The organism is Streptomyces sp. CG4 (assembly GCF_041080655.1).
Taxonomy (GTDB): domain Bacteria; phylum Actinomycetota; class Actinomycetes; order Streptomycetales; family Streptomycetaceae; genus Streptomyces.
Map to the genome: position 1 here is coordinate 5,388,362 of NZ_CP163525.1, position 20,981 is coordinate 5,409,342.

Annotated in this window: 21 protein-coding genes; 11 read left to right on the forward strand and 10 right to left on the reverse strand. The window is 70.3% G+C overall.

Going from position 1 to position 20,981, the window contains the following annotated elements; all coding sequences use genetic code 11:
* Positions 1-16: 16 nt before the first annotated feature.
* Positions 17-859, forward strand: a complete 843-nt coding sequence (locus AB5L52_RS24575) for a hypothetical protein (RefSeq protein WP_369366210.1) — start codon at positions 17-19, stop codon at positions 857-859.
* A gap of 69 nt (positions 860-928) precedes the next feature.
* Here the strand turns inward: AB5L52_RS24575 and AB5L52_RS24580 are convergent, their stop codons facing one another.
* The gene (locus AB5L52_RS24580) at positions 929-3,325 is read right to left on the reverse strand and encodes a cation-translocating P-type ATPase (RefSeq protein WP_351029117.1); all 2,397 of its coding nucleotides are present in this window, start codon (positions 3,323-3,325) and stop codon (positions 929-931) included.
* Between the two features lie 124 nt (positions 3,326-3,449).
* Positions 3,450-3,716 (reverse strand): DUF2530 domain-containing protein, encoded by a 267-nt coding sequence (locus AB5L52_RS24585; protein ID WP_351029116.1) that lies wholly within the window; start codon positions 3,714-3,716, stop codon positions 3,450-3,452.
* Between the two features lie 151 nt (positions 3,717-3,867).
* Here AB5L52_RS24585 and AB5L52_RS24590 point away from each other — a divergent pair, with 151 nt between their 5' ends.
* Entirely contained in the window at positions 3,868-5,319 is a 1,452-nt protein-coding gene (locus AB5L52_RS24590; RefSeq protein WP_351029114.1) for an NCS2 family permease, read from the forward strand.
* Between the two features lie 4 nt (positions 5,320-5,323).
* Here the strand turns inward: AB5L52_RS24590 and AB5L52_RS24595 are convergent, their stop codons facing one another.
* Positions 5,324-5,506, reverse strand: a complete 183-nt coding sequence (locus tag AB5L52_RS24595; protein ID WP_351029112.1) for a ribbon-helix-helix protein, CopG family — start codon at positions 5,504-5,506, stop codon at positions 5,324-5,326.
* A 154-nt stretch (positions 5,507-5,660) separates the two neighbouring features.
* On the opposite strand from AB5L52_RS24595, the gene AB5L52_RS24600 reads away from it, so the two are divergent.
* The 3 genes from AB5L52_RS24600 (at position 5,661) to AB5L52_RS24610 (ending at position 8,860) form a co-directional block, all read left to right on the forward strand.
* The gene (locus tag AB5L52_RS24600; RefSeq protein ID WP_351029110.1) at positions 5,661-6,098 is read left to right on the forward strand and encodes a MarR family transcriptional regulator; all 438 of its coding nucleotides are present in this window, start codon (positions 5,661-5,663) and stop codon (positions 6,096-6,098) included.
* A 28-nt stretch (positions 6,099-6,126) separates the two neighbouring features.
* The gene (locus AB5L52_RS24605; protein WP_369366214.1) at positions 6,127-7,476 is read left to right on the forward strand and encodes an MFS transporter; all 1,350 of its coding nucleotides are present in this window, start codon (positions 6,127-6,129) and stop codon (positions 7,474-7,476) included.
* A 148-nt stretch (positions 7,477-7,624) separates the two neighbouring features.
* Positions 7,625-8,860 (forward strand): TIGR03118 family protein, encoded by a 1,236-nt coding sequence (locus AB5L52_RS24610; RefSeq protein ID WP_351029107.1) that lies wholly within the window; start codon positions 7,625-7,627, stop codon positions 8,858-8,860.
* A 32-nt stretch (positions 8,861-8,892) separates the two neighbouring features.
* Here the strand turns inward: AB5L52_RS24610 and AB5L52_RS24615 are convergent, their stop codons facing one another.
* Entirely contained in the window at positions 8,893-9,417 is a 525-nt protein-coding gene (locus tag AB5L52_RS24615; RefSeq protein WP_351029106.1) for a GNAT family N-acetyltransferase, read from the reverse strand.
* Positions 9,418-9,457: 40 nt separating this feature from the next.
* On the opposite strand from AB5L52_RS24615, the gene thpR reads away from it, so the two are divergent.
* A complete protein-coding gene (gene thpR, locus AB5L52_RS24620) occupies positions 9,458-10,030 on the forward strand; it encodes an RNA 2',3'-cyclic phosphodiesterase (RefSeq protein WP_369366217.1) in 573 nt (190 codons plus the stop codon).
* Between the two features lie 250 nt (positions 10,031-10,280).
* On the opposite strand, the gene AB5L52_RS24625 is transcribed toward thpR, so the two are convergent.
* The 3 genes from AB5L52_RS24625 to AB5L52_RS24635 form a co-directional block, all read right to left on the reverse strand.
* Complete coding sequence (locus tag AB5L52_RS24625) at positions 10,281-11,276, reverse strand: aldo/keto reductase (protein WP_351572139.1); 996 nt, start codon at positions 11,274-11,276, stop codon at positions 10,281-10,283.
* Positions 11,277-11,409: 133 nt separating this feature from the next.
* Positions 11,410-11,604: a hypothetical protein gene (locus AB5L52_RS24630; protein WP_351028777.1), complete on the reverse strand. Its 195-nt coding sequence runs from the start codon at positions 11,602-11,604 to the stop codon at positions 11,410-11,412.
* 119 nt (positions 11,605-11,723) lie between these two features.
* Entirely contained in the window at positions 11,724-12,332 is a 609-nt protein-coding gene (locus AB5L52_RS24635) for a DUF2867 domain-containing protein (RefSeq protein WP_351028779.1), read from the reverse strand.
* Between the two features lie 96 nt (positions 12,333-12,428).
* Between AB5L52_RS24635 and AB5L52_RS24640 the strand changes: the two genes are divergently transcribed.
* Positions 12,429-12,986, forward strand: a complete 558-nt coding sequence (locus tag AB5L52_RS24640) for a TetR/AcrR family transcriptional regulator (protein ID WP_369366220.1) — start codon at positions 12,429-12,431, stop codon at positions 12,984-12,986.
* Between the two features lie 9 nt (positions 12,987-12,995).
* Here the strand turns inward: AB5L52_RS24640 and AB5L52_RS24645 are convergent, their stop codons facing one another.
* Both AB5L52_RS24645 and AB5L52_RS24650 read right to left on the reverse strand, forming a co-directional pair.
* Positions 12,996-13,592: a Uma2 family endonuclease gene (locus tag AB5L52_RS24645; RefSeq protein WP_351028782.1), complete on the reverse strand. Its 597-nt coding sequence runs from the start codon at positions 13,590-13,592 to the stop codon at positions 12,996-12,998.
* Positions 13,593-13,680: 88 nt separating this feature from the next.
* On the reverse strand, positions 13,681-14,364 hold the full coding sequence (locus AB5L52_RS24650; protein WP_351028784.1) for an SGNH/GDSL hydrolase family protein: 684 nt from the start codon (positions 14,362-14,364) through the stop codon (positions 13,681-13,683).
* Positions 14,365-14,487: 123 nt separating this feature from the next.
* On the opposite strand from AB5L52_RS24650, the gene AB5L52_RS24655 reads away from it, so the two are divergent.
* Positions 14,488-15,495 (forward strand): WD40 repeat domain-containing protein, encoded by a 1,008-nt coding sequence (locus tag AB5L52_RS24655; RefSeq protein ID WP_369366223.1) that lies wholly within the window; start codon positions 14,488-14,490, stop codon positions 15,493-15,495.
* A gap of 64 nt (positions 15,496-15,559) precedes the next feature.
* On the opposite strand, the gene serC is transcribed toward AB5L52_RS24655, so the two are convergent.
* On the reverse strand, positions 15,560-16,678 hold the full coding sequence (gene serC, locus AB5L52_RS24660) for a phosphoserine transaminase (protein WP_351028787.1): 1,119 nt from the start codon (positions 16,676-16,678) through the stop codon (positions 15,560-15,562).
* Between the two features lie 168 nt (positions 16,679-16,846).
* On the opposite strand from serC, the gene AB5L52_RS24665 reads away from it, so the two are divergent.
* The 3 genes from AB5L52_RS24665 to AB5L52_RS24675 all read left to right on the forward strand — a co-directional run bounded on the left by AB5L52_RS24665 (position 16,847) and on the right by AB5L52_RS24675 (position 20,971).
* On the forward strand, positions 16,847-19,840 hold the full coding sequence (locus tag AB5L52_RS24665) for an FAD-binding and (Fe-S)-binding domain-containing protein (RefSeq protein WP_369366225.1): 2,994 nt from the start codon (positions 16,847-16,849) through the stop codon (positions 19,838-19,840).
* 106 nt (positions 19,841-19,946) lie between these two features.
* Positions 19,947-20,147: an SCO3870 family protein gene (locus AB5L52_RS24670; RefSeq protein WP_351028791.1), complete on the forward strand. Its 201-nt coding sequence runs from the start codon at positions 19,947-19,949 to the stop codon at positions 20,145-20,147.
* Positions 20,148-20,170: 23 nt separating this feature from the next.
* A complete protein-coding gene (locus AB5L52_RS24675; RefSeq protein WP_369366228.1) occupies positions 20,171-20,971 on the forward strand; it encodes a metallophosphoesterase in 801 nt (266 codons plus the stop codon).
* The last annotated feature ends 10 nt before the right edge of the window (positions 20,972-20,981 follow it).

Below are 20,981 nucleotides of genomic sequence, written 5' to 3' on the forward strand. Positions count from 1 at the left end.
TCCAGGGGAAACGCACATGCGCATACGTGCCACCGTGGCCGCCGTCTCCGGCGCCCTGGCCCTCACCGCCCTCGCAGTCCCGGCCGCGCAGGCCGCAACCGACTCGGGCGCGCCTTACACGCTGAACGCGAGCTTCTCCAACGTCTCGATCGCCAAGGCGATCAAGGTGGGCACCACCAACATGGTCAGCGTCTCGTACGCGTACACGCTGACGCACGGCGCCGACGTGAACATCGCCGCGAAGGACTTCATCACGGACGCCTTCCTCTACCACGGCGCCTACAGCGACACCTCCCCCGAGCTGTACGGCGACAACCCGGCGACCTGCACCGCCACCTCCTCGACGACGGCCACCTGCAAGGGCGCCATCAACATCTACCCGGCCAACTCCCCGTCCGACGGCGGCCTGCTGAACGCCTGGGCCGGCAGCTGGAGCGTGGCCGCCGAGGCCGTCGCCTTCAACGGCCAGAGCCAGACCAGCCCCGACATGAGCAAGGTCGGCTACAAGGACCAGAGCGGCCTCGGCACCACCCTGGTCCAGCGCAACTCCGCGCTGACGACCACCGTGAGCGCGACCTCCGTCTACAAGGGCAGGACGTTCACGGTCTCGGGCAGGCTGACCCGCGCCGACTGGGAGAAGCACACGTACAACGCGGTCGGCGGCCAGTCCGTCAACCTCCAGTTCCGCAAGGCGGGCACCAGCACGTACACCACCGTCAAGACGGTGACCACCGACTCGTACGGCAACCTCAAGACCACCGCGACCGCGAACTACAGCGGTTACTGGCGCTACAGCTACGCCGGCATCTCCACCACCCCGGGCGTCAGCGCCACGGGTGTGTACGTCGGCGTGAAGTAGGGCAGCGCCCCGAAGGGGCGCGGGGAACTGCGCGACCAGCCACGGCGGACCCGCAGTTCCCCACCGGCCTCAGTCGGGGAACCGCCGGTCCACCCACTTCCACAGAAACTCCAGGGCGGCCGACCCCACCACCGCGATGCCGACGGCAGTCCACGGCATGGCCATACCCACCAGCTTCAGCGCGAAGAAGCCCTGCATCGCCGGTACGGCCAGGATGAGGACGAACGCCAGGCCCATCGCCGCCACCAGCAGCACCCGCCACCAGGTGTAGGGCCGGGCGATGATCGCCAGGATCCACATGGAGATCAGGAAGAGCGTCAGGGTGGCCGCGCTCGTCTCCGCGTTCAACCGGACCGGCCCGGTGTAGTAGTGACGGGCGATCAGGTACGTCACGAAGGTCGCGATTCCGGCCACCACGCCACCCGGGATCGAGTACCGCATGACTCTGCGCACGAAGTGGGGTTTCGCCCGCTCCTTGTTGGGCGCGAGGGCCAGGAAGAACGCGGGGACGCCGATGGTGAGGGTGGAGAGAAGGGTCAAGTGCCTTGGCAGGAAGGGGTATTCGACCTGCCAGCACACCACCAGCACCGCCAGTAGCACCGAGTAGACCGTCTTCACCAGGAACAGCGTCGCCACCCGCGTGATGTTGCCGATCACCCGGCGCCCCTCGCCGACCACCGACGGCAGGCTGGCGAAGCTGTTGTCCAGCAGCACGATCTGCGCCACCGCCCGGGTCGCCTCCGAGCCGGAGCCCATGGCGACGCCGATGTCGGCGTCCTTCAGCGCGAGCACGTCGTTCACGCCGTCGCCGGTCATCGCGACGGTGTGCCCGTGGGACTGGAGCGCGCCCACCATGTCCCGCTTCTGCTGCGGGGTGACCCGCCCGAAGACGGTCCCTTCGTCCAGCGCCTTCGCCATCCCGGCCGGGTCGGCGGGCAGCCGCCGCGCGTCCACCGCCGTACCTTTGAGGCCCAGCTTGGCGGCGACGGCGCCCACCGATACGGCGTTGTCGCCGGAGATGACCTTGGCACGGACGTTCTGGTCCGCGAAGTAGCGCAGCGTGTCCGCCGCGTCGGAGCGCAGCCGCTGCTCCAGGACGACGAGGGCGGTGGGGTGAGCGCCGTGCGCGGGCTCGGTGTCGTCCAGGTCGCGGCTCGCGCGGGCCAGCAGCAGGACCCGCAGCCCCTGCTCGTTGAGGCGCTCGGTTTCGGCCAGGGCCGGGTCGCGGTCGGCGAGGAGGACGTCCGGGGCGCCGAGCAGCCACGTGCTGATCTCGCCGTCGGCCTCGCTGAACGCGGCCCCGCTGTACTTGCGGGCCGAGGAGAAGGGCAGCGACTCGACGCAGCGCCAGTCCTCGCTGTCCGGGCAGGCGTCGATGATCGCCTTGAGGGAGGCGTTGGGACGCGGATCGGACTCGCCGAGCGAGCCGAGCACCTTGCGTACGTACGTCTCGTCCGCCCCGTCCAGCATCCGCAGCTCGGTGACGTCCATGCCGCCCTCGGTGAGGGTGCCGGTCTTGTCCAGGCAGACGGTGTCGACGCGGGCCAGCCCCTCGATCGCCGGCAGCTCCTGGACCAGGCACTGTCTGCGGCCGAGCCGGATCACGCCGATCGCGAAGGCGACGGAGGTGAGCAGCACCAGCCCCTCCGGGACCATCGGGACGATCCCGCCGACGGTCCGCGCGACCGCGTCCTTGATTCCGTTGCTCTTGACGACGAGCTGGGTGATGACGAGTCCGACGGCCGCCGGGACCATCATCCACGTGACGTACTTGAGGATCGTGGAGATACCGGTGCGCAGCTCGGAGTGGACCAGGGTGAAGCGGGAGGCCTCCTCGGCGAGCCGGGCGGCGTAGGCCTCGCGGCCGACCTTGGTCGCCTGGACGGCGCCGCCGCCCGCGACCACGAAGCTGCCGGACATGACCTGGTCACCGGGGCGTTTGACGACGGGGTCGGCCTCACCGGTGAGCAGCGACTCGTCGATCTCCAGCCCGTCGGCCTCGGCACACACACCGTCTACGACGATCTTGTCCCCGGGCCCGATCTCCATCAGGTCGTCGAGCACGATCTCGTGGGTGGCGACTTCGACGGCCGCGCCGTCCCTGCGTACGGTCGGCCGGGCCTCGCCGATGACCGCGAGCGAGTCGAGGGTCTGCTTGGCCCGCCATTCCTGGACGATGCCGATGCCGGTGTTGGCGAGGATCACGAAGCCGAAGAGGCTGTCCTGGATCGGGGCGACGAACAGCATGACCACCCAGAGCACGCCGATGATCGCGTTGAACCGGGTGAAGACGTTGGCCCGGACGATCTCCCCGAGCGACCGGCTGCTGCGCACGGGTACGTCGTTGACCTGGCCGCGGGCGACGCGGTCCGCCACTTCGGCACCGGTCAGCCCGGCCGACGGACTCTTCGGCAGGGCCACGGGATGCACGGGGTCGAGCTCGGCGCCCGCGTCTATATGGGTCATGCATTCGACGGTACGTGCGCTTTTGCCTACCCGCCCACCCGACCCGGTCGGCGGGAAGGGGAACGTTCGGAGGCGAGCTCCGGCGCCCCCCGGGGGCCGACTGCGGCCGACCGCGCCGACCGCGCTATTCGGCCGGCGTCGACTGAGGCTCCGCCGCCCGCTTGAGCGCCGCGTCCCGCCTGCGCACGTACCAGACACCGATCAGCCCGAGCCCACCTCCGGCCAGGCACGTCCACAGCCACCACAGATGCCCGTGGCCGGCGAACCAGCCGTAGAACGGGAGCTGGACCAGGAAGAGGACGAACCACACGATCGTGCCGCCGGTGATGGTGGCGACCACGGGCCCCTCCAGGGGCTCCGGCGCCTCGTGCTTCGGGGTCCACTTGGTCATGACGCACAGCTTAAGCGCCGTGACTGTCTACGCGCGGAGATAGCGATCTCGCACTCATACCTTCATACTGAAACCGTTTGTCTTTGACCACTTCTGCTCGTACGAAACTCCAAGAGGGCTCGGGGGAACCCCATTGGTGATGAGGTCCCGCATGTCCACCCCGGCCCCCGCCAAGGTCCCCACCCCCGAGATACCGGGCGGTGTACGGCCCCACGGCGCGCTCGACCGCTACTTCAGGATCTCCGAGCGCGGCAGCTCCGTCGCCCGCGAGGTCCGCGGCGGTTTCGCCACCTTCTTCGCGATGGCGTACATCATCGTGCTGAACCCGATCATCCTCGGCAGCGCGAAGGACATGTACGGGCACCACCTGAACAACGGCCAGCTGGTGACGGCGACCGCGCTGACGGCCGCGTTCGCCACGCTGCTGATGGGTGTCATCGGCAACGTCCCGATCGCGCTCGCCGCCGGCCTCGGCGTGAACTCCGTCGTCGCGCTCCAGCTGGCACCCCGGATGTCCTGGCCGGACGCCATGGGCATGGTCGTCCTGGCCGGATTCGTGGTCATGCTGCTGGTCGCCACGGGCCTGCGCGAGCGCGTGATGAACGCCGTGCCGTTCGGGCTGCGCAAGGCGATCTCGATCGGTATCGGCCTGTTCATCATGCTGATCGGCCTCGTGGACTCCGGCTTCGTCTCCCGTATCCCGGACAAGGCGGACACCACCGTCCCGCTGCAGCTCGGCACGGGCGGTCATCTGCACGGCTGGCCGGTGCTCGTCTTCATCCTCGGCGCGCTGCTGACCTTCGCGCTGATCGTCCGCAGGACGCCGGGCGCGATCCTGATCTCGATCGTCGGCATGACCGTCCTCGCGCTGATCATCAACGCGGTCACCACGGTCCCGTCCTGGGGCCTGACGGTCCCGAAGTGGCCCGGCAACCCGGTCGCCACCCCGGACTTCGGCCTGATCGGCCAGGTCAGCCTGTTCGGCGGCTTCTCCAAGGTCGGCCTGCTGACCGGCATCCTGTTCGTCTTCACGGTGCTGCTGTCGTGCTTCTTCGACGCGATGGGCACGATCATGGGCGTCAGCGACGAGGCCAAGCTGACCGACGCCCAGGGCTACATGCCCGGCATCAACAAGGTCCTCTTCGTCGACGGCCTCGCGGTCGCGGTGGGCGGCGCCAGCTCCTCCTCGGCCACGACCGCGTTCGTCGAGTCCACGGCCGGTGTCGGCGAGGGCGCCAGGACCGGCCTCGCGAACGTCGTCACGGGCGGCCTCTTCACCGCCGCGCTGTTCCTCACCCCGGTCGCCACGATGGTCCCCTCGCAGGCGGCCACCCCGGCGCTGATCGCGGTCGGCTTCCTGATCCTGTCGAACTCGATCAAGGAGATCGACTGGGCCGACTACACCATCGCGATCCCGGCGTTCGTGACGATGCTGATGATGCCGTTCACGTACTCGATCACCAACGGCATCGGCATGGGCTTCCTCACCTTCACGGTGCTGCGCCTCGCCGCCGGCCGGGCCCGGGAGATCCCGGTCCCGATGTACCTCGTCTCGGCGGTCTTCGCCTTCTACTACCTGATGCCGGCCCTGGGCCTGACATGAGGTCTCAGTTGACGCCGTAGAACTTTTCCGTCTCCTCGACGGCGGTCTGGAACCGCTGGTCGAAGTCGTCCCGAATGAGCGTGCGGACCACATAGTCCTGCACGCTCATTCCTCTTTTCGCCGCGTGACGGCGGAGCCGTTCGAGCAGCTCTCCGTCCATGCGCAGGCTGAGCACGCTGGTCCCCATGGACACGAGGGTCTCTGTACTGATCCGGCCAGTGCGTCACGTTCCGCGCATCGATCACCCATATGAGTGATATCCGGGTTCAGTGGCCAGGGTCACGGGCATACGGCGTGTTTTCCGTGGTCCTTAGCGAGGGTAATGAGTTACTCTAAAGAACATGCCGGACCTTACCCATGGCGACGACGCTGCCGCCGTGAACTCCCTCCGCTCCGCCGTGATGCGGCTGTCCCGTCGGCTCAAGCACCAGCGGGTCGACGAGTCGCTGAGCCCCACCGAGATGTCGGTGCTCGGCACCCTCTCCCGCTGCGGCTCGGCCACCCCGGGCGAGCTCGCCCGCAAGGAGCACGTCCAGCCGCCGTCGATGACCCGCATCGTCGCGCTGCTCGAAGCCAAGGGGCTGGTCCGGCTGGAGCCGCACCCCGAGGACCGGCGCCAGAAGGTCGTCACCCAGACCGAGCAGGCCGAGGCGATGCTCGAGGAGAGCCGCCGCAAGCGCAACGCCTTCCTGGCCGGCCTGGTCGAGGGCCTCGACGAGGACGAGTGGGCCGCACTGCGCGCCGCCGCCCCCGTGCTGGAGAAGCTCGCACACCTGTAAAACCCCGCAACGAGGAGGCGAACGCACTTTGAGTACGGGACCCGGAGCACCTTCCGCCCCCGCACCGACCGCACCTACGACCCCCGCTTCCCGCAAGTCCTCGATGTTCAGCTCGCTGAAGGTCAGGAACTACCGCCTGTTCTTCCTGGGCCAGGTCGTCTCCAACACCGGCACCTGGATGCAGCGCATCGCCCAGGACTGGCTCGTCCTCAGCCTCACCGGCTCCTCCGCGGCCGTAGGCATCACGACAGCCCTGCAGTTCCTGCCGATGCTCCTCTTCGGCCTCTACGGCGGTGTCCTGGTCGACCGCCTCCCCAAGCGCCCCACTCTGCTGGTCACCCAGGCCTCGATGGCCGTCGCCGGCCTCGCGCTGGCCGCGCTGACCCTCACCGGGCAGGTCCAGGTCTGGCACGTCTACGTCGCCGCCTTCGCCGTCGGCCTCGCCACGGTGCTCGACAACCCGGCCCGCCAGTCCTTCGTCTCCGAGATGGTCGGCCCCGAGCAGCTGCAGAACGCGGTCAGCCTGAACTCGGCGAACTTCCAGTCCGCCCGCCTGGTCGGGCCCGCCGTCGCCGGCCTGATGATCACCGGTGTGGGTACCGGCTGGGCGTTCCTCGCCAACGGCCTGTCCTTCGCGGCCCCCATCACCGGCCTGCTCCTGATGCGCGCCCGTGAGCTCCATGTCGTCCGGCGCACTCCGCGCGGCAAGGGCCAGCTGCGGGAAGGCCTGCAGTATGTGGCCGGCCGCCCGGAGCTGATCTGGCCGATCGTCCTGGTCGGCTTCATCGGCACCTTCGGCTTCAACTTCCCGGTGTGGCTCTCGGCCTACGCCGAGCACGTCTTCCACGCCGGAGCCGGCGGCTACAGCCTCTTCAACACCCTGATGGCGTCCGGCTCCCTGGTCGGCGCCCTGCTGGCCGCCCGGCGCGGCACGGCCCGGCTGCGCATCCTGATCGCCGCCGCGCTGGCCTTCGGCGCGCTGGAGACCGTGGCCGCGCTGGCGCCGTCGTACTGGCTGTTCGCGCTGCTCATGGTCCCGATCGGGATCTTCGGGCTCACGGTCAACGTCACCGCGAACACCGCGGTCCAGATGGCCACCGACCCGGCCATGCGCGGCCGGGTGATGGCCCTGTTCATGATGGTGTTCATGGGCGGCACGCCGCTGGGCGCGCCGATCGTCGGCTGGATCACCGACACCTACGGCGCGCGGGTCGGCTTCGCCGCCGGCGGCATCGTCTCGACCGCCGCGGCCGGCGCGATCGGCCTGGTCCTGACCCGGATCGGCGGCCTGCGCCTGTCGGTGGGCTGGCACCACGGCCACCCGCGGGTGCGGTTCGTGCCGCGCGGAGAGCGGGAGGACCTCGCCACGGCGGCGTAGGAGACGCGGGACGCGCGGTGGCGTGTCCCCGTACGGATGTGTGTCCACGGATGTGTGTCTGCGTGTCGATCGCGGGTGCGATTGGCATCTTATGAGATGACTTCTGCCGATACGTCCCCTTTGGAACGCATGGGTCAGGAGCATCCGCATGAGACCGAAGACATCGAAGGCGTCGAAGAGATCGAAGGCTTCGCAGGCATCACCGCCGTCGACCCCCAGACCCCGCTCCCGTGTACGGCTGCTGGCGGCGGTCGCGCTGACCCTGGGCACGGTCGGTGCGCTCGCCGTCGCCGCGCCGTCCGGGGCCGCGGACGGGTCGAGCAGGTTCGGCCACGGCTTCCGGGAGCGCGACCTCGTCTCCGACCTCCAGGGCCGAGCGGAACGGCAGGACCCGAACCTGGTGAACCCCTGGGGGCTGGTGCGCACGGAGAACGGCGCGATCAGGGTCTCCAACAACGGAACCAGTACGTCCACGGTGTACGCGGGCGCCCGGGACGACCGGCCGGTCACCTTCCTCACGCCCGTCGTGCAGCTCCCCGCCAACGCCGACCCGACCGGGGTCGTACGCAACGACACCGACGAGTTCCGCTTCAGAGCCTCCGGAAGATCCGGCCCCGCGCGCTTCCTCTACGCCGGGGAGAACGGCGGCCTCTTCGCCTTCAACCCGCGTGTGCTCCCGACGACCGGCGTCCAGGTCGCCCAGGAGGACGACGCCGTCTTCAAGGGCCTGACGCTGGTGGACTGCGCGAAGCGGGACACGAAGGACGACACGAAGGACGACGACAGGCGCGGCGAGGGTGACGCGCGTGCGCGTCGGCAGCCGCGCATCCTGGTCGCGAACTTCCGTGACGCGCGCATCGACGCCTTCGACACCCGCTTCAGGCTGGTGAGGCAGCCCGCCGGCGCGTTCCGGGACCCGAGCATCCCCGCGGGCTTCGCGCCCTTCGACGTCAAGAACATCGATGACAGGATCTTCGTCACCTACGCCCTCCAGAACGCGGAGAAGCACGACGACGTCGCCGGACCGGGCAACGGCTTCATCGACGTGTTCAGCACCAGGGGCAAGCTGCTCCAGCACTTCGCGCGCCGGGGCGTGCTCAACTCGCCCTGGGGTCTGGAGGTGGCGCCCAGGGGGTTCGGGAGGTTCGCCGGCGACCTCCTCGTCGGCAACTTCGGCGACGGCCGCATCAACGTGTTCGACCTGCGGACCGGCCGGTTCGAAGGAACCCTGGACCAACCCAACGGGCAGCCGATCGTGATCCCCGGCCTGTGGGGGCTGCAACGGGGCACCGCCAGGTCCGGCGGCGAGGACAGCGTCTGGTTCGCCGCGGGCATCAACGACGAGCAGAACGGGCTGCTCGGCACCCTGCGCGCCGCGCGCTGACCCCTCACCCACCCCGGGTGCTCGCCGGGCGGTCAGACCCGCCGGGCGAGCACCTGGCCCGGCCAGTCGTGCTGCTCGCCGGAGGTGTACGTCTCCGTCGGGGCGAAGCCGTTGGCCTCGTAGAAGGCGACCAGCTTGCGGTCGTCACCGGCGTAGCAGTCCACGCGCAGCAGGCCGACCCCGGCCCGCCGGGTCACCTCGGCCGCGTGCGCGAGCAGGGCGGCCCCGGCACCCTCGCCCTTGAAGCGGCGGTCGGAGGCGAGCCAGTGGATGTACCGCTCGGGCTCACCGGGTGACGGCAGATGGGACAGGTAGTCGCCGGGCGCGTCGCTGAGGGTCAGGGTGGCGGCCGGTACGCCGTCGACCTCGGCGATGTACGTACGGCCCCGGTCCATGTACCCGGCGACCGATTCCGCCACCCTCGGGTTCTCCGACAGCGGCTTGGTTCCCCACTGGCCGGTGCGGCCCTGTGCGACGAGCCACTCCACACTGCTGTCGAGCATACCGAGTATCACGGGGATGTCGTCGGGTCCGCCTTCGCGAATGGTGATCGTCATGAAGGTCATCCTGCCCGGCGGTGTCTGCGAAGGTGAAGGCATGAGACTCTTCGCCGCGGTGCTCCCGCCGGAGCACGTCGTCCATGAGCTCGCCGTCGAGGTCGCCAAGCTGAAGCGGCTGCCCGACTCGGAGAAGCTGCGCTGGACCAACCGCCCCGGCTGGCACTTCACCCTGGCCTTCTACGGCGAGGTCGCCGACGACCTCGTACCGGACCTGTCGGACCGCCTGGCCCGTGCGGCCCACCGCACGACCCCCTTCGACCTGGCCCTCTCCGGCGGTGGCCAGTTCGGACACGGCAGGGCCCTGTGGACGGGCGGCTACGGCGACGTACAGGCGCTGCGGCTGCTGGCCGACCGGGCGGAGTCGGCGGGGCGGAAGGCGGGCGTACGGATGGGGGAGCACCGGCAGTTCAAGGCTCACCTGACGGTGGCGCGGGGGCGGGACGCGGTGAACGTACGGCCGTATGTCGAGCTGCTTCGGGAGTTCACCAGCGGGACCTGGACGGTGCGCGAGCTGGTGCTGGTGCGCAGCAACCTGCCGAGGTCGGGCGTGGCGGGGGAGCAGCCGCGGTACGAGGCGGTCGCCCGCTGGGAGTTTGGCGGGGTTGGTTAGGCTCGGTCACGTGGACCCGAAGAGTCGGAACCGGATCATGGCCGGTGCGCTTGTGTTGTTGCTGGTGGTTGTGGCTGTGGCTGCGGCTGTCAGGTAGGGCCGGGGAACTGCGGCCGGGATTCCGGCTGCGAGCCGGTTGTGGCTGGTCGCTCCCCCACTCTCGGCTTCGATCGAGCGGGGGGACCCCCATCGCGGCGGGGCCGCATGTCGAATGCGGCCCCGCGCCCCTGAGCCGGTTGCTCCTCTGGAACTACCAGGCGAAGGCTTCCGGGGACGGACCCGGGCCCGGGAAGACCTCGTCCAGGCCGGCCAGCAGCTCCTCGCTCAGCTCCAGCTCCACCGCCCTGAGCGCCGACTCCAGCTGTTCGGCCGTACGCGGGCCGACGATGGGACCGGTCACACCCGGGCGGGTCAGCAGCCAGGCCAGGGCCACCTCGCCGGGCTGCAGGCCGTGCTTGTCGACCAGGTCCTCGTACGCCTGGATCTGGGCGCGCCCTGCCGGATCCTTGAGGGTGTCGGCGGCCCGGCCGGAGGCGCGGCGGCCGCCCTGGACCTCCTTCTTGATGATTCCGCCGAGCAGTCCGCCGTGCAGCGGCGACCACGGGATGACACCGAGGCCGTACTCCTGCGCGGCCGGGATGACCTCCATCTCGGCGCGCCGCTCGGCGAGGTTGTACAGGCACTGCTCGCTGACCAGGCCGATGGTGCCGCCGCGGCGGGCGGCGATCTCGTTGGCCTGGGCGATCTTGTAGCCGGGGAAGTTGCTGGACCCCGCGTAGAGGATCTTGCCCTGCTGGATCAGGGTGTCGATCGCCTGCCAGATCTCCTCGAACGGGGTGACCCGGTCGATGTGGTGGAACTGGTAGAGGTCGATGTGGTCGGTCTGCAGCCGCTTCAGGCTGGCGTCCACGGACCGGCGGATGTTCAGCGCGGAGAGCTTGTCGTGGTTGGGCCAGGCGGCCTGGCCGTCGGGGGACATGTTGGCGTAGACCTTGGTGGCGAGGACCACCTTGTCGCGGCGCTCGCCTCCCTTGGCGAACCAGTTGCCGATGATGCTCTCGGTCCGCCCCTTGTTGTCACCCCACCCGTACACGTTGGCGGTGTCGAAGAAGTTGATACCGGCGTCCAGCGCCGCGTCCATGATGGCGTGGCTGTCGGCTTCGTCGGTCTGCGGCCCGAAGTTCATCGTCCCGAGGACGAGCCGACCGACCTTGAGCCCCGTGCGTCCTAGCTGCGTGTACTCCATGGTCCACTAGCCAACGGCTTGGAGTGCGCTCTATGCAAGCGACGCGAGGGTCGTGATGAACGCCGTGAACGCCGAGAACACCGACAGGCACCACCCTCTGCCCAACGGGTGGTGCCTGCGGTGCTGTCGAGGCTCAGGCCTTCTTGACGTCTGCCGCGTGCCCGGGCGCGTCTATCTCGAACTGGACCTTGTCCCCTCGACGCAGGTTCTGGCGCTCGGTGGGATTCCGGAGGTCTTGCCCGGAGAATGCCAGCCTTTCACCCTGGTCGTCCTTGATCATGCCCTCGCCCGGGCCGGGGCTCCACTGCTCGATCTTGCCTGTAGACATGCCTGCGTCTCTTTCGCTCGATGGGGGGGTGAGACCCGGTCTCAACCCGGGCTCCCTCCCATCGAAACCGGCCCCGGGTGCGACAGCGAGCGCTGTGGGCCGAACGGGTGATGCCGCCCCTAGGGCCTGTGCGCGCTCCGCAGGGCGGAATTCGCCTGCCACGTACGGCCGATGGAGCGCATCAGCGCCGGGTACACCCCGAGGTAACGGAAGGGCTTGATGGCGGCCATGTAGAGGGTTCCGAACAGCCCGTTCGGCTTCACCAGGACGGCCATCTGACCGCGGTAGCCGCCGGATCCGTCGGGGACCCAGCCGATGTGCATCACCGCGTGCACGGTCTTGTTGCCCATCTCGGCGGCCCACTCGTCGTCCCGCTGGTAGAGGGAGATGAACTTGGACGAGCCGAGGTCGGGACCCTGCGGACCCTGGCGAAGGTCCGCCGGCAACCGGTCGCGCAGGGAGGGCAGTCGGGCGCCGATGCCGGTAGCGGGCTTGTCCCAGCCGAGCAGCGCTCCGAGCTTCCAGCGGACGGCGAAGAGCACGCGGGAGACGGGACCTTCTCCGGTCACCCCGCCGCTGACCTTTTCGGCGAACTGGCGCACCAGCCACGGGAGATCACCGGGTCCGCCGGGGGTGGGCAGCGCCCACACGTCTTCCACCGTGAAGTCGCCGGCGATCTCGTGGATCCGCCAGGGGCGGTCGGTGTGGGCGGTACGGGGAAGTCGCATGAGCAGACCCCTGTCTATACGGTGGCGTATAGATCGAGCGTACGGCCTTCTATACGCCGCCGTATACTCGATACGGGGCGTGAGGAGGCACACACGATGGGCGCGACCCGTACACCACGGGGCAAGTGGATCGAGGAAGGCCTGCGGGCACTCGTCGCGGGCGGCCCCGAGGCGGTCCGGATCGAGGTGCTGGCGCAGGCGCTCGGCGTCAGCAAGGGCGGCTTCTACGGGTATTTCCGCAACCGGGACGCGCTGCTCACCGAAATGCTCGACACCTGGGAGTACGAGGTCGCCGAGAGCGTGATCGAGCAGGTGGAGAGCGGCGGGGGAGACGCCAGGGTCCGGCTGGAGCGGCTGTTCGGCATCGTCGCCGCCGCCGACGGGCCGGTGCGGGGGGTCAACGCCGACATAGCGATCCGCGACTGGGCCCGCCGCGACGCGGCCGTCGCCGAACGCCTGCGCCGCGTCGACAACTGCCGTATGAACTACCTGCGTTCGCTGTTCTCCTGCTTCTGCCCCGACGAGGAGGAGGTGGAGATCCGCTGTCTGATCGCCGTATCGCTGCGCATCGGCAACCACCTCTACGCCGGCGACGACGGCAAGCACAGCCGCGCGGAAGTGATGGAGCTGATCAGGCGACGGCTGCTGGCGTAGCCGCTTCGCTCACTGGCCGCGGGGGAACGCGTCGGTCTTGAGGGTGAGGTCGACGACTGTGTCGGTGAGGTCGACGTCGGTGCCGAAGTCCACCGATGTCGTCACGGCGTAGTCGTCGCCCTTGGGGTGGGTGTAGACGTGGCAGCGTCCCTGGTAGGGGTCGGCGATGAGGTAGACGGGGACCTCGGCGACGGCGTAGGCGGTCTTCTTCGGGCCGTAGTCGTTGGCGGCCGTCCCCTGGGAGATGACCTCGGCGACGAACTCGACGTCCTCGTAGCGCCAGTGGCCCTTGTCGTCCTTCTTTGCCGACTCCTTGAGCATCGCGACGTCCGGGCAGAAGCCGTTGTCATGGCCCGGGAAGTCGATCCGGACGTCCGAGAACACTGTGACGTCCATCCCGAACCTGTCCTCCAGAGCCCGCACGATTCGGCGGATGATTACCCAGTGAGTGTCCCGCTGTGGCGTCATGAAGACGTTGCCCCCGACGATCTCGACCCTGAATCCTTCGGGGACGGGCATCCGCTCAAGGCGCTCGAACCACTCGTCCAAGCCCATGGTGTTGGCGTCGGCGTCGGCCATCTCGATCCTGTCTTCAAGGACGGTCATCGTGGCGCTCCTCCCCGGCTGCCCCACGGACAGGTGCAGCCGCGCAGTACAACGATACGCACCGTGACCGGGAGACGCCGGGATCGAGTCAACCTGTTCCAGCCACGTACATCTGTCCAACCCCCCACGCCTCCCACATGGCCCCCGCGAACGCCGCCGCGATCCGGTGCTCCCCGCTCGCGTTGGGGTGCGTGCCGTCGTAGGTGTCGGCGTGGATGTCGTACGACTCGGGCGGCGAGGCCAGCAGCAGCGGTGAGCGGGGTTCGTCCAGGTCGGCGGCTGTCTTCGCCAGCAGGACGTTGAAGAGGTCCACCTGCTCGGCGAAAGACGCGTCCGCCTCGGCCCGGATGTTGGGTATCACCGGGAGCAGCACCATCCGCACCCGCGGCCGCGCTTCCCGGGCGCCCGCCACGAAGGCCCGTACGTTCTCCGCCGTCTGTTCGGCGTTCGTGTAGAAGCCCAGGTCGATCAGGCCGAGGGAGACGAGGAGCACGTCCGCGCGGTGCGCGCGTACCGCCTCGCCGATCAGCGGGGCCATGTGCAGCCAGCCCTCGCCCCAGCCCGCCAGGTGCCGGCGCGGGAAGTCGGGGTCGGCGTACGCGCAGGACGTCGGGGCCTCGGCCGACTTGTCGTACAGCTCCTCGCGCGGGCCGACGAAGGTGAACGGGCCGTCGTGCGTGTCCCGCAGGTGCCGCCACAACCGGTAACGCCATGTGTGCTCGCCGGCGCTCCCGATCGTCATGGAGTCACCTACGGGCATGAACCTGAGCATCCGCTCATGATGGACGATCACGCGCGGTGGTGGGGTGTGAGGCCTGCCACGTACGGTGCGCCGCCACGGGAGCGCCCCCGGTGAACCCCGGTGAACCCCCGGAGGGAGTGGCAGGCTTGGGTCATGCGTCGATCGTTCGCCGTCCTCGCCGTCCTTGCCGGGGTGCTGCTCGCCGCGGGCCGCGTGCTGCCCGCCTCCGCCACCGACGGTGACGGCGACCAGGGGTTCACCCTCAAGGACCCGCGGATCACCGAGTCCAGCGGGCTCGCCGCGTCCCGTCTCCACCCCGGCGTCTACTGGACGCACAACGACAGCGGCGACGGGCCGTACGTCTACGCCGTGGACAGCCGGACCGGGAAGACCGTCGCCCGGATCACCCTGCGCGGCATCGGGTCCCCGCGGGACGTCGAGGCCATCTCCATCGGGCCGGACAACGAGATCTACCTGGGCGACATCGGCGACAACTTCGGTGGTAAATGGCCGTATGTGTGGATTTACCGGTTGCCCGAGCCGAAAGAACTCAAGGACCAGACGGTCAACGCCACGCAGTACGTCGTGAAGTACGCGAACGGGCCGCGCGACGCCGAGTCGCTGATCGTCCACCCGAGGACCGGGCGCGTCTACATCATCGACAAGAAGGAGGACGGCGGGCATCTGTACGAGGGCCCGGCCACTCTCTCCACCTCCGGCACGAACATCTTCGAGCCGATCGCCCCCGTCGACCTCTGGGCCACCGACGCGGCGTTCTCACCCGACGGCCGGCAGCTCGCCGTGCGCGGCTACTTCGGCGGGATCTCCTACGACTGGAACGGCGGCCGGATCAGGCGCACGGGCCAGCTCGACGTACCCCTGCAGGGACAGGGCGAGGGCGTCAGCTACTCCGCCGACGGGACCAAGCTGCTGTACAGCAGCGAGGGCGCCGACAGCGAGGTCGTGGCGAAGGACGCGCCCGGCCTGCCCGCGGCCAAGTCGCCGTCCGGGAGCGGGAGCGGGAGTTCGGCTTCGGGTTCCAGGACCGGCTCGGGCTCCGGGATCGGTTCGGTCGGCGGGAGTGTGACGATCGGTGCCGCCATCGTCGCCGCCGGGGTGGTCGCCCTCTTCGGGGTGCGGCTGCTGCGGCGCCGGGGCTGAAGGGCGCCCCGCGCCGATTCCGCGGGGCGCCTTTCAGCGTCGTATCACCGTCGTACGCGAGACGTCAGAGCTTCTCGATGACGTAGTCGATGCACGTCGTCAGCGCCTCGACGTCCGCCGGGTCGATCGCCGGGAACATCGCGATGCGCAGCTGGTTGCGGCCGAGCTTGCGGTACGGCTCGGTGTCCACGATGCCGTTGGCGCGCAGCACCTTGGCGACGGCGGCCGCGTCGATCTCGTCGGCGAAGTCGATGGTGCCGATGACCTGGGAGCGCTTGGCCGGGTCGGTGACGAAGGGGGTGGCGTACTTGGATTCCTCGGCCCAGGTGTACAGGCGGGTGGCGGAGTCCTTCGTACGCGCCGTGGACCAGGCCAGCCCGCCCTGGCCGTTCAGCCACTTCAGCTGCTCGTTGAGGAGGAAGAGGGTGGCGAGCGCCGGGGTGTTGTACGTCTGGTTCTTGCGGGAGTTGTCGATCGCCGTGGGGAGGCTGAAGAACTCCGGGACATGGCGGCCGGACGCGTGGACGCGCTCGGCGCGCTCGATCGCGGCCGGCGAGAAGACGCCGATCCACAGGCCGCCGTCGGAGGCGAAGGACTTCTGCGGGGCGAAGTAGTAGACGTCGGTCTCGGCGACGTCGACGGGGAGGCCGCCGGCGCCGCTCGTCGCGTCCACGAGGACCAGGGCGCCCTCGTCGGCACCGGTCACCCGCTTGATGGGCATGGCGACACCGGTGGAGGTCTCGTTGTGGGTGAAGGCGTAGACGTCGACGCCCGCCTCCGCCTGCGCCTCGGGGTGGGTGCCCGGGTCGGTGCTGATCACGGTGGGTTCGGCCAGCCAGGGGGCGAGCTTGGCCGCCTTGGCGAACTTGGAGGAGAACTCGCCGAAGCTGAGGTGCTGGGACTTGTTCTCGATGAGACCGTGGGTGGCGATGTCCCAGAAAGCGGTGGAGCCGCCGTTGCCGAGGACGACCTCGTAGCCCTCGGGGAGCCGGAACAGCTCGGAGATGCCCTGACGGACCTCGCCGACCAGGTTCTTGACGGGCGCCTGGCGGTGGGAGGTGCCCAGCAGGGACGTACCGGTCGCGGCGAGGGCGTCCAGCGCCTCGGTGCGCACCTTGGAGGGGCCCGCGCCGAATCGTCCGTCGGCGGGCTTGATGTCAGCGGGAATCTGGATGTCGGCCACGAAGGCGAGGTTAGCCGGTGGGGGTAAGTCGGGCGAAACGTCGTCCGTCGGGTGAGACGTGGTGTCGGCACCGCCCCGGGGCTCCGCTTTCAGCCCCGTGTCTCCGTCTGGCTGTCCGTCCGCCCGCCCGTCCACCCGCCCGGCCCGGTCGCCTGGTTTGCTGGACCCATGGCAGATCTTGCGGGCGAGCTTCGTAAGGTCGTCCGGGGCGAGGTGGGCTTCGACGTCACCTCCCGGGCGCTGGTCACCATGGACGCGTCCAACTACCGGCGTGTCCCCGCGGGCGTGGTCGCCCCCCAAGACGCCGACGACGTGGCCGCCGTACTGGAGGTGTGCCGGGCGCGCGGGGTGCCGGTGGTGGCGCGCGGCGGAGGTACGTCGATCGCCGGGCAGGCGACCGGCGTCGGTGTGGTGCTGGACTTCACCCGGCACATGAACGGCCTGCTGGAGCTGGACCCGGGCACGCGGACGGCGGTCGTACAGCCCGGTCTGGTCCTCGACCGGCTCCAGGAGGCCGCCGCCCCGCACGGCCTGCGCTTCGGCCCGGACCCGTCCACGCACAGCCGGTGCACGCTCGGCGGGATGATCGGCAACAACTCCTGCGGCTCGCACTCGGTGGCCTGGGGGACGACCGCGGACAGCGTGCGGGAGCTGTCCGTCCTCACCGCGCGCGGGGCGCGGCTGCGGCTCGGGCCGGACTGGGCGGGCGCGCCCGAGGGGCTGCGCGAACTGGTGGCGGGCGATCTGGCCCGGCTGCGCACGGGCTTCCCGGAGCTGCCCCGCCGTATCTCCGGATATGCGCTGGACGCGCTGCTGCCCGAGAAGGGCGCCGATGTCGCCCGCTCCTTCTGCGGCTCCGAGGGCACGCTCGGGGTGCTGACCGAGGCGGTCGTGCGACTGGTGCAGGCCCCACGCGCGCGTGCCCTGGCGGTCCTGGGGTACGCCGACGAGAGCGCCGCCGCGGAGGCCGCCGCCGGTCTGCTGCCGCACCGGCCCCTGACGGTCGAGGGCATGGCGGCCGACCTGGTGCGCGCTCCGGCCGGGCTGCCCGAGGGTGGTGCCTGGCTGTTCGTGGAGACCGGCGGGGAGTCCGCGGCCGAGGCCCGCGCGCGTGCGGAGGCGATCGTCCGCGCGGCCGACGTGGTCGACTCGCTGGTGGTCACGGATCCGGCCGCCCAACGGGGGCTGTGGCGCATCCGCGAGGACGCGAGCGGTACGGCGACCCGCATGCCGGACGGCTCCGAGGCCTGGCCCGGCTGGGAGGACTGCGCGGTGCCGCCCGCCCGGCTCGGCGCGTATCTGCGGGACTTCCGCGCGCTGCTGGCGTCCCACGGGCTGCGCGGCACGCCGTACGGCCACTTCGGCGACGGCTGCATCCACGTCCGTATCGACTTCGACCTGCTCACCGGGGCCGGCATCGGCCGCTTCCGCCGCTTCTCCGGGGAACTGGCCGACCTGGTGGTGGCGCACGGCGGCTCGCTGTCCGGGGAGCACGGCGACGGTCAGGCCCGCGCGGAGCTGCTGCCGCGCATGTACGGCACGGAGACGGTCCGGCTCTTCGAGCGGGCCAAGGCGGTCTGGGATCCGGACGACCTGCTGAACCCGGGGATGCTGGTCCGCCCGGCGCGGCTGGACGAGAACCTCCGCTTCGCCGTGCTGCCCCGCCACCCGGTCGACGTGACCTTCGGCTACCCGGCGGACGACGGCGACTTCCGCGCCGCCGTGCGCCGCTGCGTCGGCGTCGCCAAATGCCGTACGACGACCGTGTCCGGCCCGGCCGTGATGTGCCCGTCCTTCCGCGCGACCGGCCAGGAGGAGCACTCCACCCGCGGCCGCGCCCGGCTGCTGCACGAGATGCTCGCCGGTGAACTGGTCACCGACGGCTGGCGTTCCACGGAGGTCCGCGACGCCCTCGATCTGTGCCTGTCCTGCAAGGGCTGCCGCTCCGACTGCCCGGTCGGCGTCGACATGGCCACCTACAAGGCGGAGTTCCTCCACCACCACTACGCCGACCGCCGCCGCCCCGCCGCCCACCTCAGCATGGGCCGACTGCCACAGTGGCTGCACTGGATCGCCATCACCCACACCGATCCACTGCTCAACGCCCTTGCCGGGGTGGGCCCGTTGGCGCGCGTGGCCAAGCGGCTCGGCGGGATCGCGCCCGAGCGCGAGATCCCGCCACTGGCGCCGCGGACGTTCACGGGGTGGTGGCGCACGAGGAGGCCTGCGCGGGGGGTTGGGGAGATGGCGGGGGCGGGGGGTCCGGGCTCAGACGGCTTGGGTTCGGGTGACGTGGGTTTGGGTGGCTCGGGCTCAGGTGGTCTCGTGGTGCTCTGGCCCGACACCTTCACCGAGCATCTGTCCCCGTCCGTCGGGCGGGCCGCCGTTCGGGTGCTGGAGGCCGCCGGGCTGCGGGTGGCGCTGCCGCCGACGTTGCTGGTGCGCGGGGGAGGGATCGGTGCCGGCCGGGCCAGGTCGGCCGGTGCGCTGCTCACCGCCCGCCGAGCCCGTGTCTGCTGCGGCCTCACCTACATCTCCACCGGGCAACTCGACCGCGCCCGCGCGGTCCTGCGCCGCACGCTGGACCTGATGGAACCGGTGCTGCGGGCCGGGGTCCCGGTCGTCGTGCTGGAACCGAGCTGCGCGGCGGCCCTCCGCACCGACCTGCCCGAGCTGCTGCACGACGACCCGCGAGCCGCCCGGCTCTCCTCGGCCGTCCTCACCTTCGCCGAGGCCCTGCGGCGGCACGCCCCGCACTGGACCCCGCCCGCCGTGAACCGCCCGGTCGCCGGCCAGACCCACTGCCACCAGCACGCGGTGCTCGGCGACACCGCCGACCGCCGGCTGCGCGAGGCGGCCGGCCTCACCGGCGAGCTGAGCGGCGGCTGCTGCGGACTCGCGGGCAACTTCGGCTTCGAGAAAGGCCACTTCGAGGTGTCCAGGGCGTGCGCGGAAGAACAACTCCTTCCGTCGGTCCGGCAGGCACCCGAGGAGACCGTGGTCCTGGCCGACGGCTTCTCCTGCCGCACCCAGCTGGACCAGCTGGCCGGCGTACGGGGACGGCATCTGGCGGAGGTACTGGCGGAGGCACTGGAGCAGGAGCCGGAGAAGGAATCGGGGAAGGAATCGGGGAAGGAATCGGGGAAGGAATCGGGGAGTTGAGAGGTGTCAGGAATGAGAAAGGGCAGTTGGCGGCGCATGCGGGGATCGGCAACGCATACGTAGACTCGAGATCGACCAGTCGTCTCGCAGCTCGGAGGAACTACCCATGACCAAGGTCCCGTTCATCTCCTTGTCCGCCGCGATCGCGGCGCTCGGCACGGCGCTCGCCTTCCTTGCGGTCCAGCTCCGCGCGGACGGCTACGAGCCGTACGTGGAATCCGTAGCGACCGCCAGCGTCGTGATGTACGTCACCGCGGCGCTCATCGTGGTGACGTGGGTCCGTGCCAGTCGGACCCACTCGAACTGAGCATTGAGCATGGGGCATTGAGCATGTCGACGGGAGCCGCTGCGGGCGTCACCGCCGCTGACGTCCGCAGCCGCTCACACACCCGCTTGGCGGTCCTGTCCGACATCCACGGGGTACTGCCCGCCCTGGAGGCAGTCCTCGCGGAGCCCGAGGTGGCCGCCGCCGACCGGATCGTCGTCACCGGCGACATCACGGCGGGCCCCCAGCCGGCCGAGGTCCTGGACCTGCTGCGCGAGCAGGGCGAGAGGGTGCTGTGGCTGGCGGGGAACGCCGACCGGGAGCTGGTGGAGTACCGGCGCGGTGAGCGGGCCGAAATCCCCGACCCCATCGGCCCGTTCGCGGCGCGGGCGCTGCGCGAGGACCAGGTGGACTTCCTCGCCGGCCTGCCCCGCACCCTCACCCTGCGCGTCCGCGGCCTCGGCACGGTCCTGTTCTGCCACGCCACCCCGCGCGACGACGAGGAACTGGTGCTGGTGGACTCCCGCCCCGACCGCTGGGCGGAGGTCTTCACCGGCCTGGCGCCCGACATCGGCACGGTCGTCTGCGGCCACACCCACATGCCCTACGTCCGCCTCGCACACGGCCGCCTGGTGGTCAACCCGGGCAGCGTCGGCATGCCCTACGGCCGCCCCGGCGCCCACTGGTGCCTCCTCGGCCCCGGCACCGACCTGCGCGTGACGCCGTACGACATTCCGGCGGCCGTAGCCCGGCTCACCGCGGAGTGCGCCTACCCCGACATCGCCGAGTGGGCCGACTACTACCTGCACGCCCGGGCGACGGACACCGAGGTGCTGGCGGCGTGGGGACCGAAGGCCGGCTCATGAGGAAACGCTC

What these genes read in the sequence shown, in the direction of transcription:
- AB5L52_RS24575 (WP_369366210.1), top strand. Translation starts at nt 17, where the DNA reads ATGCGCATACGTGCCACCGTGGCCGCCGTCTCCGGCGCCCTGGCCCTC.
- AB5L52_RS24580 (WP_351029117.1), bottom strand. Translation starts at nt 3,325, where the DNA reads ATGACCCATATAGACGCGGGCGCCGAGCTCGACCCCGTGCATCCCGTG.
- AB5L52_RS24585 (WP_351029116.1), bottom strand. Translation starts at nt 3,716, where the DNA reads ATGACCAAGTGGACCCCGAAGCACGAGGCGCCGGAGCCCCTGGAGGGG.
- AB5L52_RS24590 (WP_351029114.1), top strand. Translation starts at nt 3,868, where the DNA reads ATGTCCACCCCGGCCCCCGCCAAGGTCCCCACCCCCGAGATACCGGGC.
- AB5L52_RS24595 (WP_351029112.1), bottom strand. Translation starts at nt 5,506, where the DNA reads ATGGGGACCAGCGTGCTCAGCCTGCGCATGGACGGAGAGCTGCTCGAA.
- AB5L52_RS24600 (WP_351029110.1), top strand. Translation starts at nt 5,661, where the DNA reads ATGCCGGACCTTACCCATGGCGACGACGCTGCCGCCGTGAACTCCCTC.
- AB5L52_RS24610 (WP_351029107.1), top strand. Translation starts at nt 7,625, where the DNA reads ATGAGACCGAAGACATCGAAGGCGTCGAAGAGATCGAAGGCTTCGCAG.
- AB5L52_RS24615 (WP_351029106.1), bottom strand. Translation starts at nt 9,417, where the DNA reads ATGACGATCACCATTCGCGAAGGCGGACCCGACGACATCCCCGTGATA.
- thpR (WP_369366217.1), top strand. Translation starts at nt 9,458, where the DNA reads ATGAGACTCTTCGCCGCGGTGCTCCCGCCGGAGCACGTCGTCCATGAG.
- AB5L52_RS24625 (WP_351572139.1), bottom strand. Translation starts at nt 11,276, where the DNA reads ATGGAGTACACGCAGCTAGGACGCACGGGGCTCAAGGTCGGTCGGCTC.
- AB5L52_RS24630 (WP_351028777.1), bottom strand. Translation starts at nt 11,604, where the DNA reads ATGTCTACAGGCAAGATCGAGCAGTGGAGCCCCGGCCCGGGCGAGGGC.
- AB5L52_RS24635 (WP_351028779.1), bottom strand. Translation starts at nt 12,332, where the DNA reads ATGCGACTTCCCCGTACCGCCCACACCGACCGCCCCTGGCGGATCCAC.
- AB5L52_RS24640 (WP_369366220.1), top strand. Translation starts at nt 12,429, where the DNA reads ATGGGCGCGACCCGTACACCACGGGGCAAGTGGATCGAGGAAGGCCTG.
- AB5L52_RS24645 (WP_351028782.1), bottom strand. Translation starts at nt 13,592, where the DNA reads ATGACCGTCCTTGAAGACAGGATCGAGATGGCCGACGCCGACGCCAAC.
- AB5L52_RS24650 (WP_351028784.1), bottom strand. Translation starts at nt 14,364, where the DNA reads ATGCTCAGGTTCATGCCCGTAGGTGACTCCATGACGATCGGGAGCGCC.
- AB5L52_RS24655 (WP_369366223.1), top strand. Translation starts at nt 14,488, where the DNA reads ATGCGTCGATCGTTCGCCGTCCTCGCCGTCCTTGCCGGGGTGCTGCTC.
- AB5L52_RS24665 (WP_369366225.1), top strand. Translation starts at nt 16,847, where the DNA reads ATGGCAGATCTTGCGGGCGAGCTTCGTAAGGTCGTCCGGGGCGAGGTG.
- AB5L52_RS24670 (WP_351028791.1), top strand. Translation starts at nt 19,947, where the DNA reads ATGACCAAGGTCCCGTTCATCTCCTTGTCCGCCGCGATCGCGGCGCTC.
- AB5L52_RS24675 (WP_369366228.1), top strand. Translation starts at nt 20,171, where the DNA reads ATGTCGACGGGAGCCGCTGCGGGCGTCACCGCCGCTGACGTCCGCAGC.